Origin of the sequence: Leisingera aquaemixtae (assembly GCF_019801145.1) — a bacterium.
Lineage (GTDB): Bacteria > Pseudomonadota > Alphaproteobacteria > Rhodobacterales > Rhodobacteraceae > Leisingera > Leisingera aquaemixtae_A.
The window spans coordinates 99,666-115,264 of the sequence record NZ_JAHVJQ010000005.1; the positions used below are offsets into that span (position 1 = coordinate 99,666).

13 protein-coding genes and 1 tRNA gene are annotated in these 15,599 nt (G+C 61.1%); 3 read left to right on the forward strand and 11 right to left on the reverse strand.

All coding sequences use genetic code 11. From position 1 onward, the window contains the following. Positions 1 to 32: 32 nt before the first annotated feature. Complete coding sequence (locus tag KUW17_RS13510; RefSeq protein ID WP_222479971.1) at positions 33 to 446, reverse strand: winged helix-turn-helix transcriptional regulator; 414 nt, start codon at positions 444 to 446, stop codon at positions 33 to 35. A 90-nt stretch (positions 447 to 536) separates the two neighbouring features. Here KUW17_RS13510 and KUW17_RS13515 point away from each other — a divergent pair, with 90 nt between their 5' ends. Next, complete coding sequence (locus KUW17_RS13515) at positions 537 to 1,301, forward strand: YdhR family protein (protein WP_222479973.1); 765 nt, start codon at positions 537 to 539, stop codon at positions 1,299 to 1,301. Between the two features lie 70 nt (positions 1,302 to 1,371). Here KUW17_RS13515 and KUW17_RS13520 read toward each other — a convergent pair whose 3' ends face one another. The 4 genes from KUW17_RS13520 to KUW17_RS13535 form a co-directional block, all read right to left on the reverse strand. Further along, a complete protein-coding gene (locus tag KUW17_RS13520; protein WP_222479975.1) occupies positions 1,372 to 3,624 on the reverse strand; it encodes a tetratricopeptide repeat protein in 2,253 nt (750 codons plus the stop codon). A 55-nt stretch (positions 3,625 to 3,679) separates the two neighbouring features. Further along, the gene (locus KUW17_RS13525) at positions 3,680 to 4,336 is read right to left on the reverse strand and encodes a GntR family transcriptional regulator (RefSeq protein ID WP_222479977.1); all 657 of its coding nucleotides are present in this window, start codon (positions 4,334 to 4,336) and stop codon (positions 3,680 to 3,682) included. Between the two features lie 54 nt (positions 4,337 to 4,390). After that, positions 4,391 to 6,211, reverse strand: coding sequence for an adenylate/guanylate cyclase domain-containing protein (locus KUW17_RS13530; protein ID WP_261397204.1), 1,821 nt, complete (start codon positions 6,209 to 6,211; stop codon positions 4,391 to 4,393). A 122-nt stretch (positions 6,212 to 6,333) separates the two neighbouring features. Then, a complete protein-coding gene (locus KUW17_RS13535) occupies positions 6,334 to 7,020 on the reverse strand; it encodes a M48 family metallopeptidase (RefSeq protein WP_222479981.1) in 687 nt (228 codons plus the stop codon). Between the two features lie 99 nt (positions 7,021 to 7,119). Here KUW17_RS13535 and KUW17_RS13540 point away from each other — a divergent pair, with 99 nt between their 5' ends. Together KUW17_RS13540 and KUW17_RS13545 are read left to right on the forward strand one after the other, a co-directional pair. After that, entirely contained in the window at positions 7,120 to 7,446 is a 327-nt protein-coding gene (locus KUW17_RS13540; RefSeq protein WP_222479983.1) for a TIGR02300 family protein, read from the forward strand. A gap of 185 nt (positions 7,447 to 7,631) precedes the next feature. Beyond that, positions 7,632 to 7,707 (forward strand) — tRNA-Ala (locus tag KUW17_RS13545). Between the two features lie 346 nt (positions 7,708 to 8,053). Here KUW17_RS13545 and KUW17_RS13550 read toward each other — a convergent pair. The 6 genes from KUW17_RS13550 to KUW17_RS13575 form a co-directional block, all read right to left on the reverse strand. After that, a complete protein-coding gene (locus KUW17_RS13550; protein WP_222479985.1) occupies positions 8,054 to 8,824 on the reverse strand; it encodes a WbqC family protein in 771 nt (256 codons plus the stop codon). 150 nt (positions 8,825 to 8,974) lie between these two features. Beyond that, positions 8,975 to 9,850 carry a hypothetical protein gene (locus KUW17_RS13555; RefSeq protein WP_222479987.1) on the reverse strand — a complete coding sequence of 292 codons (876 nt, stop codon included), beginning with the start codon at positions 9,848 to 9,850 and terminating at the stop codon, positions 8,975 to 8,977. 102 nt (positions 9,851 to 9,952) lie between these two features. Next, positions 9,953 to 10,612 (reverse strand): acetyltransferase, encoded by a 660-nt coding sequence (locus KUW17_RS13560; RefSeq protein WP_222479989.1) that lies wholly within the window; start codon positions 10,610 to 10,612, stop codon positions 9,953 to 9,955. Then, positions 10,612 to 11,520 carry a hypothetical protein gene (locus KUW17_RS13565; RefSeq protein WP_222479991.1) on the reverse strand — a complete coding sequence of 303 codons (909 nt, stop codon included), beginning with the start codon at positions 11,518 to 11,520 and terminating at the stop codon, positions 10,612 to 10,614. The genes KUW17_RS13560 and KUW17_RS13565 overlap by 1 nt, the downstream gene beginning before the upstream one ends. Further along, positions 11,510 to 12,472, reverse strand: coding sequence for a hypothetical protein (locus KUW17_RS13570; RefSeq protein ID WP_222479993.1), 963 nt, complete (start codon positions 12,470 to 12,472; stop codon positions 11,510 to 11,512). Before KUW17_RS13570 ends, KUW17_RS13565 begins: the two co-directional genes overlap by 11 nt. Before the next feature lie 401 nt (positions 12,473 to 12,873). Beyond that, complete coding sequence (locus tag KUW17_RS13575) at positions 12,874 to 15,003, reverse strand: DegT/DnrJ/EryC1/StrS family aminotransferase (RefSeq protein WP_222479995.1); 2,130 nt, start codon at positions 15,001 to 15,003, stop codon at positions 12,874 to 12,876. Positions 15,004 to 15,599 lie beyond the last annotated feature (596 nt).

Here is a 15,599-nt window from a genome sequence, read left to right on the forward strand (position 1 = left end):
CGGCGTTGAAACGCGCACCAGCGGGCATGATCCTAAGGCAGCTCCCCTGCCCGCATCCTGGCCTCGGCGCCTTGCCGGTCGGCTTCGATCTTGTCGAGGAATCCGGTCATGGCATGGGCGGCCGGGTTGTGCCGCCCGCTCCACAGGGCGATTTCGATCAGCACCGGCGCCAGGTCGCGGCCCTTTTCTGTCAGCGCATAGACATAGCTGCGGCCATTGTCCGGGTCCTTGGCCTTGGTGACGATGCCCGCCGCCTCCAGCTGCTTCAGCCGCTGCGCCAGAATGTTGGTGGAGATCCCCTCCCACCCCGCCAACAGCTCGCCATAGGTGCGGGCGCCCTTCACCGCCATGTCGCGGATCACCAGGAGGCTCCAGCGGTCGCCGAAGATGTCCAGCGCATAGGCAACGGGACATCCGGAGTCGTATTTGCTGCGCGATTGAGTCATGTCCCTTGCGTAAAGTTTTTACTTGCAAAATGCAAGTCCTCGTGCAAGCCATTAAACCACTTGCAAAACGCAAGCATTACAGGAGCGACCATGACTGATACCCTCAAGAACGCGGAGTTCCGCGAACGATCGCGGCTGTCCCGCGGCCAGCTGCTGGCCGCCTCAGCGGGCGCGCTGCTGCTGCCCTCCCTTCCCAAAGCACAGGAACCTGCCATGACCCCCAAAGCCTTTGTCTATACCGAAGTTGCCATCTCCGTTCCGTTTGATCAGGCACCCTGGCAGGAAATCAACGAGGCGATCCGGCAGCAACCCGGGTTCCTGAACAAGACCTGGCTGTCGGGCCACGGCAACAACTCGCTGGGCGGCTTCTATGGCTTTGACAGCATTGAAAACGCACGCAAATTCGTGACGGGCTATTTCCCGTCGGAGCCTCGGGCCTTTGGCGTGGCGCACAATACGCGGGTGTTCGATGCCGGGGCAACCGAGGCCGCCAGCCGGGACATGGGCGCGGTCCATTACGGCGGCGCGGCGGCGGTGCCCGGCGCCTTTGTCTATACCGAACTGCAATTGTCGGCGCCGTTCGAGGATGCGCCCTGGCAGGCCCGGAACAAGGCGCTGAAGATGCTGCCGGGGCTGCAAAACAAGGTCTGGCTGAGCGGGCTGCAGACGCAGACGCTGGGCGGCTTCGATGCTTTTGACACGTTGGATCATGCGCTGGATTTTGCGGTAAACATGTTTCCGGAAGCCGCCGCAGACTTGGGCTGCGCCTTTTACACAAGGGTGTTTGACGCCTCGGTCACCGAGACCGCCAGCCGGGCGATGAACTCGCCCTATTATCCCGCCAGCGGCGCCTGAGCGGCGGGCCGGACGCTGCCGCTGGCCGCCACGAGGCGGCGTCAGCGGACGGGCGGCGGCGCGGCAGGTTTCACTGCTCCGCCAGTTCCGTGCGGATCTGTCCGATGGCGCGGGCCGCGATTTTTCCGGCCAGGGATCCATCGGCCCGGGCCTCGAGCGCTGGCAGGGCCGCTGCCGCGGCAGCTCCGATGCTGCCCAGCGCGTTGGCGGCCTCCTTGCGCACAAACGCCGAGGGGCTGTCCAGCAGAGCGGTTAGCTCAGGCACCGCGGGGGCCGCGGCGGCGCCGAACAGCCCCAGCGCCTTTGCGGCCTGCCGCTGGGTGCTGGCATCGGCCAGCGACAGCTCTGCCCTGAGGCCCGCCACTGTTGTCCCCGGCGGCAGCGCCGCAAGCCGCAGCCCGTCCGTCAGCCGCCGGTTCAGATGCTGGCTGGCACCGGTCCAGCGCAGGATGAAAAAATAATCCTGCACCGCGGCCGGAAGCGCAGCGGTGCTGTTGCCGCTGTGCCAGCGCTCGACCATGGCGCGCGCGGCCCGAAGATCCCCACTGAGCGCCAGAATCGAGGCCGCAACCGGCATCAGCTCCTTGGCCTGGGGATTGCGCTTCAGCTCGGCCTGCAGAACCGCGGAAGCCTGCGGCAGGTCCTCCATCGCGAAAAGGGCCGCCGCTTCGAAAAGCGCATAGTGGCTGGGATGCTTGGGATCGAGCCGCATGGCGGCGCGGACAAAGGCCAGTCCCTGCTCCGGCTCCCCCGCGGCAATCAGCGCCCAGCCCATGGTCAGATGCGCCTCAGGGTCGCTGGGCTGGAGTGAAATCGCCTTGGCTGCCGCCTGCCGGGCCTCATTGGTGCCCCGGCTGCCGCCGTACGCCCCCTCCCAGTCCGGCAGGTTCAGCAGCACCATCGCCCGGACGACATGATTGAGCGGCGTGTCGTGCCGGGAAGCCTCGCGCAGGTATTTGTAGAAATGACCGATATGCGTCTGGCCGGTCTCTGCGGTGTAGCCTTGCCAGTGGTGGAGGATATGCGGGCGCAGATGCGCCATCGCCAGGAAAGCCCAGGCGCGGCCATAGCCGGGATCCAGACCCACCGCGTGCTCGAAATACGGAATCGCGGCCAGATTGTCCTGCTCATTGAACTGCGCGTAGAGTTCCCAGCCCTGCTGGAAAGCCTCGCGGGCGGCGATGGTGGCAGTGTCCAGCTTTTCGATCCCGGTGCGTTCCTCTGCGTCCAGCGGCAGCTCCAGCGCCTGGGCGATGGCCAGCGCGATGCGGTTCTGGACCGAGAAGATGTCCTCCAGCGCGCCGTCGAACCGTTCCGCCCAGACCAGCTGGCCGCTGGCGGTGTCGGTTAGCCGGATATTGGCCCGGAAGGCCTCGCCGGTGCGGCGCAGGCTGCCATCGACCACGTAGCGCACGCCCAGCTCCTCGGCGAATTGCGCGGCGGTGATTTCCTGCCCCTGGTAGGCAAAGGAGCTGTTGCCGGAGATCACGAACAGGCCCGATATCCGCGACAGGTCGGTGATCAGATCCTCTGAGAAGCCGTCCGCCAGCATGGCGTTGCCGCTGTCGCCGGTGGAATCGGCAATCGGCAGCACCGCAACGGAGGGCAGATCCGGCAGCGGAAAGGCCATGCGCGCCTGCACTGCCTGTTCCGGGTTCGGGGCCAGGTCCGGCAGCCGCGGCCGCGGCCCGGTCCACAGGAACGCCCCAACGGCGGCTGCGGCAACAAAGGCGCCAAACGCAATCGCCAGCCGCACCCGCGGGCCGGTGGCGCGGGCGGTCAGCCCCTGCTTCCCCCCTGCCTTGCGGACGCGGTAGGCCTTCACCGGCTCCGGGATGTTCTTGACCTTCTGCGGCCCCATCGGGATGTAGTCCGCGGCAATGCTGCGGCGGGCATAGCTGACGGCGGCGTGGGAGGCGGTGATGCCGCCGGGTTCCGCCAGGGCCTCCAGCCGGGCCGCCACATTGACGCCGTCGCCCAGGATGTCATCGCCGTTGGAGATGACATCACCGACGTTGAGGCCGATTCGCAGCAGGATGGCGCGGTCCGCCTCAACCCCGGCATTGCGGGCCAGCAGCCGGTCCTGGATGCTGAGCGCGGCGCGCAGCGCATCGACGGCGCTGCGGAATTCGATCAGGAAACTGTCGCCCGCGGTATTGGCGATCCGGCCGCCGTGCCGCTCCGTCAGCGGCTCCACCACTTCGCTGCGGATGGCGCGGAGCGCCGCCACCGTGCCCTCCTCATCCGCTGCGGTCAGCCGGGAATAACCCGCCACGTCAGCGGCCAGGATCGCTGCCAGGCGGCGATTTGAGCGGCTTTTCATAGGCTTGGAGTGTACCAGTTCCGCGGCCGCCTGGGAACCTGATTCAATTCCGGCGCTACCCCGCCAGCAGCCGCAGCCCCTGGGTCACGTCAGAGCGCACCGCCAGGCGCAGACCGGGCTCGTCGCCGGCCTTGAGCGCAGCAATGATCAGGCGGTGGTTCTGCGGCGGGTCAGTGCGGCGCAGGCGGCCGTAAAGCGCGCGCATGGTGGGGCCAAGCTGCAGCCAGACGGTTTCCGCCATTGCCAGCATGGCCGGCGCCTGGGCGCGCAGGTAGAGGGTGCGGTGGAACTCCAGGTTGGTGCGGATATAGCCCACCGCGTCGCGTTTCGAGACCATCTCAGCGACGTTGGAATTGATCGTCTGCAGCCGGTCGATCAGCGCCATGTGGGCGCGCGGCAGGGCGCGGCTGGCCAGTTCCACCTCCAGGAGCGCGCGCAGGGCGGCCAGCTCCTCGATCCGCTCGTTGGTCAGCTCCGGCGTGGTCACCCGGCCCGAGGAGGACAGGAACAGCGCACCCTCTGCCGCCAGGCGGCGCACCGCTTCGCGCGCGGGGGTCATCGAAACGGCAAATTCGCTGCCGATGCCGCGCAGGGTGAGCGCGGCGCCGGGGGCGATTTCGCCATGCATGATACGGGTGCGCAAGGCCCGGTAGACGCGGTCATGGGCCGGAGCGGCGGCGGTTTCCTGGGCGGGGCGGGCTGTAACGGTCATACCGGCATGTGATCACAAATCCCGCCACGGTCAACCGCGCATTTGCGCGCGCCCTCAGGGGCGGCCGGCAAGCCCCGCCAGGCTGAGGCCGGTGCGCAGGCCCCTGAGCGGCGCGGAGGCGGAATAGGGAAAGCCCGCGGCAGCCTGATCCACCGTCAGCGGCACCCCATCGAGCCGGGCGCAGGCAGCGGCAGCAGCGTCGAAATCGCCCAGTGCGGCCAGGCTGGCGCAGTGCAGCACCAAGGCCAGCTGCGCCGCGGGCTCCAGCGCCAGCGCCTCGGCGGCGGCGGCGGCGGCTTCCGCCTCGCGGCCGGCTGCCAGGTGGAGAGCCGATTGCACGGTCAGGACCATCGGCTGCGGCACCGGTTCAAGCACGCGGACATGGGCAAGCACCTGTTCGGCTGCCCCGCCCTGCCCGGCCAGATGCAGCAGCCAGGAGCGCATGAGCTGGGCCGGGGCATCGTTAGGCGCCGCCGAGGCCAGCGCCCCGGCCAGCTGCTGCGCCTCGGCGGCGCGGCCGCCGAATTGCGCCGCCAGCGCCCGCAGCTGCAGCACCAAGGGCTGCGGCGGCAGGCCCTCGGCCATCTCTGCGGCCTGCGCCGCCCGGCCCGGCAGGCCAGCCACCGGGCCGGTCACCAGGTCCAGTTCCCACCAGGCCGCAAGCGCCTGCGCCTCAGGCCAGCCCGGCGCCAGCTTTTGTGCCCGCCGCAGCGCCGCTTGCGCACCGTTGCGGTTGCCCTGCGCCATCAGGCTGCGGGCGGCGGACAACTGCAGCACGGCGCCGTCACCGATTTCCGGGCGGGCAGGTTCCGGCTGCGGCTTGCCGAAGTAGCGGAGGATGCGGTCTGCCAGGCCGGCTGCGGCGCCGGAGAGGGTCTCTTGCGGCTGCGGCGGCAGGATGCTGTGCGGCTCCGCCCCGCCCTGGCTGCCGCCGCCAGGGCCAGTCTGCAGGATGTCCAGCCGCACCCCCTGCTGCAGCGGCCCGGGCAGATGGCCGGCAACCACGAAGTCCGCACCCAGCAGCGCCGCCGCCTCCTCCGGCAGCAGGCCGGCCGCTGCGCGGGCGCTGGCGGGGGCGATGATGCGGACACCGCTGGCCGCTGCGAGGCTGCGGATCACCTCCTCGGACAGGGCGGCGGCGGTTTCCGGTGGCAGCTCAGCCGCGGTGAAGGGCAAAACTGCAATCACAGGGCTGCCCTCGAACGCGGCGGCGGCAGGCCGGCCCGGTCCCGGGGCAGCGGCAGTGGACTGACGGGCGGCGTAGTGCCAGCCCCAAAGCCCGGCACCCGCGGCGGCGGCTGCGAGGCAGACCGCCAGCAGCAGCACCGCTGGCCGCAGGCCCCTGGACGGCGCGGGCTTCGGCACTTTCGGCGGCTGGCTGCTGCGGCGCAGGGACGGAAGCGAGGTCAGCTCGTCGCCCAGGAAATAGACCTGCACCGGGTCCGGTATATTCTTGACCTCATGCTGGCCGAAATCCTCGAAGTCATAGGGGATGCGGTTGCGGACCTGGTCATAGGCGGAAGCGGACAGCGCCACACCGCCCGGACGGGCAAGGTTTTCGAGCCGGGCGGCAATGTTCACCTCGTCGCCGAACACATCGCCCTGGGCGATCAGCACCTCGCCCAGATTGATGCCGATCCGCAGCGGCAGATGCCGGGTGCGCGCGGCGTCCGCCTGGATATGCGCCGCCGCCTCCACCGCAGAAATCACACTGGGAAACAGCGCCAGCACCCCATCGCCCATCAGCTTGATGATGCGGCCGCCGTGGCTGCGGATGGCAGGGGCGATCAGGCTCTGCTGCTGGGCCAGCACCTGGTTCAGCGTGCCGGCCTCATCCGCGGCCATCATGCGGCTGAAGCCGGCGACATCCAGCATGAAAATGGCGGCAAGGCGTCTTTGCGGCTTGTCTGACACGGGGCGGGCCTCTGGACCGGGAAACTGGCAACAGCTACTGGCGCCAGCTTAGCCCGGGCATCCGCAGGGTCAAAGCACTGATTCTATTCGCCGAAACGGTAGCGGTGCAGGCTGGCGCCGTTTTCGCGCAGCCAGGCGCGCTGGTCCTGCCAGCGGCCATGGATACACTCCACCGTGTCCCAGAAGGCCTGCGAGTGGTTCATTTCCTGAAGATGCGCCACCTCGTGGGCGGCGACATAGCGCAGCACCGCGGGCGGCGCCAGGATCAACCGCCAGGAATACATCAGCCCGCCGTCGGCGGTGCAGGAGCCCCAGCGCGAGCGGGTGTCGCGCAGGGTCAGACGGCTGTAGCCCCGGCCCAGCCGGGCGGCATAGAAATCAGACGCCTCGGCCAGCCGGTTGCGCGCCAGCTCCTTCAAGTACCGCTGCAGCGGCCGCCCCGGGCTGGGCCCCGGCACCGCGACGCGGCCGGCATCCAGCTGGATGCGCCGCCCCTCTGCGCGTTCGATCACCCGGTCCTGGCCGTCGATGGGCAGCACCGAGCCATAGGCCGCCTCAACCGCCTGCGGATGCTTCTGCAAATGCGCGCGGATCCAGTCCGCCTTTTCCTCGGCAAAGGCCAAAGCGGTCCGTTCCGGCAGGCTTTGCGGCAGGGTCAGCGTCACCCGCCCGTCCAGCGAGGAAATCCGCAGGCTGATCCGCCGCGCCCGCGCAGACCGGCGCAGGGTCAGCGGCACCGGCGGGTCTCCGGGCAGGTGATAGTCGGCCATGCGCGCCCCTTTCCAGGCTTTGGCTTTGACAGTGCCCCCCTCATATGGCAAGGCACCGGAATCGTCGATACGACTCACCAGTAAATCAAGGGGATCCACATGCCCAAGGAAGAATGGGGTGTAAAGCGCGTCTGCCCCACCACTGGCAAGCGCTTTTATGACCTGAACAAGGACCCGATCGTCAGCCCCTACACGGGCGAGGTCGTCGAGCTGGATACCGGCAAGACCCGGATGATCGAAGCAGATGCTGAAGACGCGGCCACCCTGAAGGCCAAAGAGAACCTGGACGCGGATGACGTGGTCCTGGATGATGACGACGACGTCGATGTCGATCTGGGCGATGATGTCCTGGATGATGACGATGACGACGACAACGTCTCGCTGGACGACATTGCCGACATGTCGTCGCCGGACGACGATTCCTGAGGCAGTTCAAGCTGTTCGGGGAAGCCTTGCGCCTTCCCCGGACCGCGCCCCGGCAGGTGCCGGAAAAAAATTGGACCCCGGCGCATTTTCCGCTTGCAGCCCGCGCCGCCGTCCCGTAAACGACGCTCACACCGCAAGACGGGCCGCACCGGAAACGGAACGGACACTGAAAAGCGGACAGGTTTGGGGCCTTAGCTCAGCTGGGAGAGCGCCTGCATGGCATGCAGGAGGTCAGCGGTTCGATCCCGCTAGGCTCCACCAAATCTCCACAACACGTTGATGTCGCTCCACACGCTTGAAATCATTGTGGTATTTTCTGGACTGTTTCAGTGAGGTGTTACAGTGGCGGCATCAGATGACAAGCCCAAACACGCCGCCTTTTCCGCCGTGGAGCCACCTGCTAACGCCATGCGGCCATCCCCAAAGACATCGCTGACAGCTACGTGCACGTTGGGTCGCACATCATGCCATTCACGGCGCGAGCAGGTTTAAGGGGGTATAGAGTGAAGCGGGCCAAATGGATCAGCTTCAAACCGCGGCACGTCCACAAAAGTCTTACTGTCAGCCACCTCCCCCGCCGCTCCTGCCATCTGCTGGTTTTGAGGCCTCAGCTTAATACGCGGCAGGTTTCAGGCGGCCGCGGTTCATTGCAGACGGGTTGATTGCCCTTTGTGATCAATTCATAGCTGTCCATCATTAAGCTGATTTCATTGGGCTTGAGATGCGCGAACACGTCCAGAATCGACAGTCCGGGCTGAAACTCTGAACATCCGACTTGAGGATAAGGTGCCAACGCACCTTTCAGGAAGAACAGCTCAATACCCTTCTCGGCAAAGGCTTCTGCATCATAAAGTGATTGCCCGCCAATTGGGTTCACGTAACGGGTCGCATTTACGGATTGGCAAATTTCCACAATTCGGTCCTGCCCGCGCAATTCCGTGCTTAAATTGAGCTCCGAACTCAGCCTGAGTTTGGTTGATAGACCCAAAATCTCAAAGCAAGCTTGAAGGCAGTGGAGCGTCACGTCGAGAAAACTGTCGCTTGCTGGGTTTTTAAGTGGCTCCAGCAGTTCTTTGACCCGGCTGTAACCAATGGTGCTGCCATATGCGTGCTCTACAGTGCGTTCCAAACGCCCCATTGCCTCCTGGAACTGATCGGCAAGACGCATATCACATACCAATGCATCCCTTGGCGCCTTCGCCAAAGGAAAGGTCACCTGATGCGGATTGCCGTTCAACAGGATGCGGTTTCTGTTCATCCATCCCCTGCGGATAAATTGGACATCATCCAAGACCCAGAATGTCTCAACTTCCTTCGCCAGCTGAAAATATGGGAGGTAGGGGAACAGATACGGTTGCATCGCACAGATGGTTTTCATCGCCCCGCCTGCCCTGCCGGCGCGGCACGCCGTTCTTTAGAACCAGTATTCAGACAAGATTTGGAGGGCAGGAACAGCACGCCCCGGGAGGCTGCAAACCAGCATCTGCAGCCAAATGCGCAGAGCCCCCCGCCCTCTGATAAGCCAGGATCAGCAAGCAAGACGCGCCACTCCTATGCCGGTCTGGCCGAAATCGGAGCCATTGTAGAATAGGTAACTCTCCGCGCCTGCTCCGAACACGATAGGATAGCATTGCATATGCGCGTCAAAGTCCTGCTCTCCTGGCTGAGATTCAAAAACGGGTTGGTCCGGAAGGCGCTCCCATGTGTCTCCATCTTGGCTCCAGGCGACACCAAGACGGTACGCTTGTGAGCCCTCGCCGCGATAACCTTTCGCGCCACGGTAGCAGAACCACATCCAATGGCTTCCATCTTTTTGCAAAACCGTGGCGCGCGCGATGCCGCCCTCGTCTTCATTCAGATAATCAATAGCCACCTCTTGGCCATGGTCCCAATGAAGTCCATCCTGGGAAACAGCGCGTTTTAAGTTGTAACGTGGCTCAGGGCGCTCCCCGTCCATTCGCCACTCTGTCGCCGACATATACCACATCACCCAATCATCCTGTGTGCGCCGTTCGACATCTGCCGTGCCGCAAAAATAGGGCTCGTAGATGCCGGTCCCGACGACCGGCCCGGGTAAAAAGCGTTCAAAAGTGGCACCATTATCAAGGCTTCGGGCAACCCCAATTGCATTATGGTAAGGGACATCTAAACGCTGCGACCACCCGATGTAGTACATCCAAAGCTCATTGCCCTGCCGAACCAAGGATGTCGGCATCACGCCTACGGCGTCGAAAGTTCCGGGCAGGCCCGGGCTTAGCACAAGCGTTGCCTTTTTGCTCACCAGCGTCCACGGCGGCCGCGCCATGAGATCGGCTAAAAAAACGTGACTGCGATTATTCTCATCGCGTGCACAAAAAAACATTCGCATTATCTCACCACCTGGCAGCAGGTGCGGCGTTGGCATTTGGCAATGGTTTGACCAACCGGCGCCCGGCAGCCCAGGAGGCAGAATAACCCCCTGGCGTTGCCAAACGGGTACCGATGGGAATGGGGTGCTCGACATTGGCTAGATGCCCTTCAGTTGATGGCTCTTTAACTTTGAGGCGGCCGATTTGGGACCCGGAACGACGGTGAAATCCTCCAAGCTTTTGGTCACAAGAGCACCAGCTCCGACCACCACGGCTTTGCCCAGCTCAACGTTGTCGCGGATCGTGGCATTTACCCCCAAGAAGCTGCGTTCCCCAATTGTGACGCTGCCTGACACCACAACATGAGAAGCCAAGAAGCAGTGGGACTCTATACGCGTATGGTGGCCAATATGGTTGCCGCTCCAAAGGATACAGTTATCGCCAATTTCAACATGAGGCTGGATCACGTTGGATTCCAGGATCATGCAGTTTCTGCCCACGGGCGTTCCGTAGTATTCCGCCTTGGGGTGGATGAAACTAATGAAATCATACCCGCGCCGCAGACCCTCTTCGAAAATCTCCTGCCGGTGAGAATTCATGCCGCGGTAACTGAGCGGGCAGAAGAGAGAAACTTGGCCCGGCGGGTATTCTTGTTCCAGATCCTCCCAGGCGACAATGGGCAAATTGCCTTTTTCACCAGTGGTCAGATACTCACGGTTCACGGTATGCGCCACGATATTGTGGCTCCCCTCCCATTCAAGATAGAACCGTGCAACCTCGGCAAATTGCCCGACACCAAATAGAACCACATCAGCCATTACGTCTCCTCCAGGAAGCTAAAATCGTATCCGTTACTTTCATATGCGGATTGCAGCTGGAATAAGGCTAGGTAAGCTTTGAAAGCCTCCCGCTGCCATGGCTGCAAAGCCTGCCACCTGGCCGCAGTCCCTTCTGGAGCCGAACGGTTGTGCACATTCACACGTTTTTCCTCAAAGACAGATTCGAGATATTCCGTGTCTGCCTGAAGCTTGTGGTTGCTCAACCGGTCAAGCAACTCAGCATATGTTTTCCGGTCTCTGGTCACCTCTTCCATGCGGACAATACCGCGGTAGTCCCAAGGACCAGTATCGCTTTCAGACACCTCGTTGAGCGCATCGAGATCCATGCGCAAGCTGCCTAAAACGACACAGGCGCCCAGAAAACACACCGTGTCAAAATCGCCCGGGTTGATACTGTGCCGTTTGCAAACGGTTTCCGCGATGTCCAGGCCTTGGTCGACAATCTTTCGCAAAGTCCAGGAAAACTCATTCAGGTCGATCGGGAAGAGATCTTTGAATTGCCCATACCCCGATACGACCAAATCCAACGGGTGGCGAACCAGGTTGACCACGGGAATTGTTGTCTCGGTCTGGCCAATCAACCTCGTCTGAGCAGGCAGGTCCCGCAGCCTGTAACTGTGCACCGAGCCGACGAATTCAGTTTGCTGATCTTTTGAAAAATCAGCGTATGTGTCCATTAGAGAACGTGTTTGCCGTTCGACATATCCCTTCCGGAGATCAGGGATATGTTTTTGCAGCCCTCGACCATCAAAGACGCTTGCATTTTTTGCAGGAATAAGTGCGCTGCTATGTGCACAGGTTACGTCCTTGTGTTTATGCAAGGCATGGGCCAGCCAATTGCTTGCGCTCCAGCCATGGCAAGTCACAACGAAATAGTTAGGTGACATCTGTGGCAAAGGGGTACTCTCCGTTTGTTAAATTCATCAGCGCTTGATGAAAATGCTGGTCGCTTTGTTGCGGGGCACTGCCCATAAACGCATCAAAGGCTGCTTTGTCAGCAAACAGCGTCGATCTGCGGAAGGCGTTCTCGCGTAAATAGTGAAGGAGGCGAATGTCTGATCCCTCGTAGGGATGCATTGCGTAAGCTCTTATGTCGTTGGGAAAATTGAACCGCAGTGGTAACACGCTGCCTTCCCAGCCCAGCGCGTTGACAGTAAGAGACAAGCCAACTTGACCGGCGAAGTTGGGCATCTCGAGAACGTCCGCCGCTTTCTGGCGCAGCTCCGGGTAGAGCTGCTGGAACTCACGCAAGGCGTCGGTTCTGAAGGCGATAAAACCGTGGTTCAAATAGAAAGGCGCACGAAGGGCGATATTCGGGTGTGTCAGAGTGTATTTGTAGCGTAGCTCTATCGGCCGCCCCGTCGTTGCTGTGGACAATGCCTGCCAGCTTTCCGCCGTCTCCATCCCCCTTGGAGGAAGGTGAGCAAGCGCGCCGGCGACAGGGAACCCACAGGCCAGCTGAGCAAGGACTTCCCTCAAATCACCCGTCAGCAAAGTATCCGCGTCACACAAGAAAACGTAATCCAGATCAGGATCGTCGATCATGAAACGCATTGGAGCCTGAACCATTTTTTGACGTTCGCTTTCAGGTCTGCGGATCAAGCGAAATTCCACGTCCTTCAAATGACGCCGCCAACGTTCAGGCACTTCGACACCATCTTCGCAGCCCAGAAATGCGATAAGCCGCGCATCGCATAACGGAGCTTTTTGACTGCGCAGTGTCACATTGAACATCGCAACTTGTGAAAGAAAACCGTCTGTAACCTCTCCCGGAATGAGAAAGGCGATGCGGTTTCCTGAAATGCCCATATCGGCGGCAACTGAAAAGCGAGATACCATTTTCTAATTCATACCCACTTGGTTATGGCTGGTTGCAGCACAGCGGCTGGCGCAGGACAGGGGAAGAGCCTGGACCGGCAAACAACGCTGGGCAAAATACCGTAGGTTGAAGTCGCTGTTTTTCTCATGAGGACGTGGAGGTTGCATGAGCCTTCCTAGTGAAGCAGTGAGATTTTATTCAATTGTGCATGTTCGCTTTTAAGATATGGTGAACGACGCTTGACCACCCCAAGTCTGCAGTCGTTGGTTGAAGCCTGCCCTGAGCTACCACTGCGTCTGAATTTGATCTCAAGGGATGCTGGACAGTTACACTCACTGAGATTGCAGGCAGACGCCCTTAACGATGTGCTTGCGCTGTAAATTTCAGCCAGGAGCTGAGAGATTTCACCGCACTCACGACATCAAAATGCATCTATCAGCCTGCGCACCTGTTCAATGATCTCCCCGTTTGAAACGGTCCGCATTTCCGGGGCGTTAGACAGGCAGAACACTCGCGCGAATAGGTCATCCGCATTTGGGGTCGACACCGCACTGGAGTTTCTCGTCCGCATCGGCTTGTAGTATTTTGCAATTGTCACCGGCCCGGCTACATTAGGGTGCAAAACATCGACAGGGTGCGGTGCAAGAAACGGCGTATGCGCTCTTGGTGAAAGAACAGGCGTAGGGTCGCCAAATTCTGTAATCCCACGATTTGATGCCTCGGCAATAAAGTGCATTCTGCGTTCTTGGTATTTGTAAAACCGCGACCAATATTCACAGCGCTCAAGCCGATCAAGGATGGCAGCAGCGGCGAGATCGCTCAGTTTCGCGTTTGCCGCCCAAGGTGTTGCTTCGGCAGAGAGAGAAGCGCCAAAGTTCGCAAGTTTGCGAATGAGGTGCGCTTGTTCTTTGTTGCATATAACAAAACCTCCTTCGCCAACCCCCCAGGGCTTCGTGTGGTGGGCAGAAATCGCTTCGATCGGCGCGTCACTTCTTAACGCACTGGAAGGGCGGTCAAAGAGACCTGTTGCGTTGTCGACCACAAAAGCTTTGCCATTATCTCTGCAAAAATCTGCGACGGCATCCCAGTCAGTTTGCTGCGCAAAAACGTTCGTGTAAATGACCCCGTCATAGGATGCTTCCGGCAATGCCTTGAGTGCATCCAAATCGAAACGCCCGTTAACGTCACAATCAATGATCTGGGTGTTCGCGAGGTGGCCAATACCGCAGGAAAAGAAGTTAAATGCGCTTGAAACCCAGCGCATTTGCGGCTTGTGCATCCCGTGAGTTGCAGCCGCCAATTGGAGCGCGGAAGTGCCATTTGAAACAGCTACGACCTCCCGGTTTTCGGGAAGACTAATTGCAGCGGCTACCATCTCCTCCAAGACCGCGGACACCGGTCCGCCATTTGCGTGATGGTTCCGCTTCACGGACACCGATAAGTAATCATCGATCCGCGAATGATCGTAGATTTTGTTCTCGATAAACGGAACCGGGCGCTCAGGCATAGGGGCCGGTATTTCGTCGACGGATACCGGCAACGGAACGCCGCGCGCCGCAGCCAAAGAGACAAAATCAGGCTGCCGAATACCTGTCGTGCTGCGCAGAGACCGGGTTGCATCGTGATCCGGGCCCAAGATCCTCGCCAGGCCTTTGCTCAGTTCCTGTTGAAACAGCACTATCCAATCAGCGGACTGTGTTTTGCTCTGCAACGGATGCAGCGCCTCTCCCAAATCGATGTACTGAACGTCGGCGCCGCTGTTCCAAACTTGCACTCCTAGCCATGTCGCAAGAGCTCCGCCAGCGCTCGACAAGACCACGGGTGGCAGCTGGTCCGTTTGCTCACAGCGAAAAACAGCCTCAAGCAAGCGATCTTTAACGAGATCTGCCGAATGATTTGTGTCAGGCGCATCAACGAGAATGGAGATGTGATTTTCGCAGTTGATGGCGTTTACAAAAGCAGCGTGCCCGGTCTCTGTGACGGTTATCACAGTCCGGTGGCGCAAAGCGTCCAGAATTTTGCGCATTTTGCCGGTGATCATCGCAACGGTCATTTCATGGCCAGAGAATCCAAGCGATGCAAGCTGTTGGATGTAACGCGGGGAAACACACTCTGAAACGAGCGCCTCGCGGTCGCGGGCAGCCTCCCATGAGGCTGCGGCCGCCTCTTTTAAACCCAGGCATGGGGCACGGTTGGGAACGATAATCTGGCTGTCATCGACCGCGTCTGTTCGCTGGAACCAGTCCAGAATATCACGGGCAAAATCGCACTCGGAAAATCCAGCGAGCGGCTCAGTTTGCAACACGCTCGTCTCGTCGCTGCAAGCCCCGCTCAAGCGCGAAGGAGAGGCTGGCGGCAGCTGGCTTTTAGCCAATGCCGTCCAAAAGGCAGGGGGGAGCGTGCAGTAAAGAAACGGAGTTCCTGCAGTGATCTTCGACACGACACGCTCGAAACCCGGTTGCTCCAAGGGAAGGTCAGGAGCAGCAAGAAACGCATGATCCCCGATGTGTTTGTTGGCACCTAAACGAGGAATGTTCTCATATCTGCTCATTAAAAAGAGGCTCCTACCTTCTTTCGCGCACACCCAGTCTTCGACTGGACAGGACCGGCACACACTGTTTTTCGCAGATACTTACGGGTCTCTGATAATATTCTATTAATTCGATCGAAGCGGAGCGGCTTTTTTCTCAGTCTCCGGCGTGACCGGCAGGGAGCTTTCATTCACAGCCGTGGCAAGCCGGTTCAGCTTCGAAAACAGGCGCAACTGATCGAATGCCCCTGCCGAGCGGCCAAGAGCTTCTTTACCGAGGTTTTGACTATTGCTGCGCTTCTTGCGCGATAGCCATCGTCACCGAAAAAACGCTGGCGGACGTATGCGCCGAGGGACTTATCGTTCCGATCCGCATCCAGACGCGCCGGTTCCTCATACGTCAGGCGCAGCGAGAAAGGCGGCGGATGCTTCGGCTGGCCCGCCTCCGGCTCATCTATCTTGCTGAAGTTATGGCGCGAATTCTCGTTATCGCCCCCAGACGTTTAACATTCAGGGATGCGGGACGGCGTTGCCGCGCTTCCAGGACTTGAAGAGCTAGTTTGAGCTTTCGCCCCTTCAGTCCACCAAATCTTCACTTGAACAGTTCCGCACAGGCC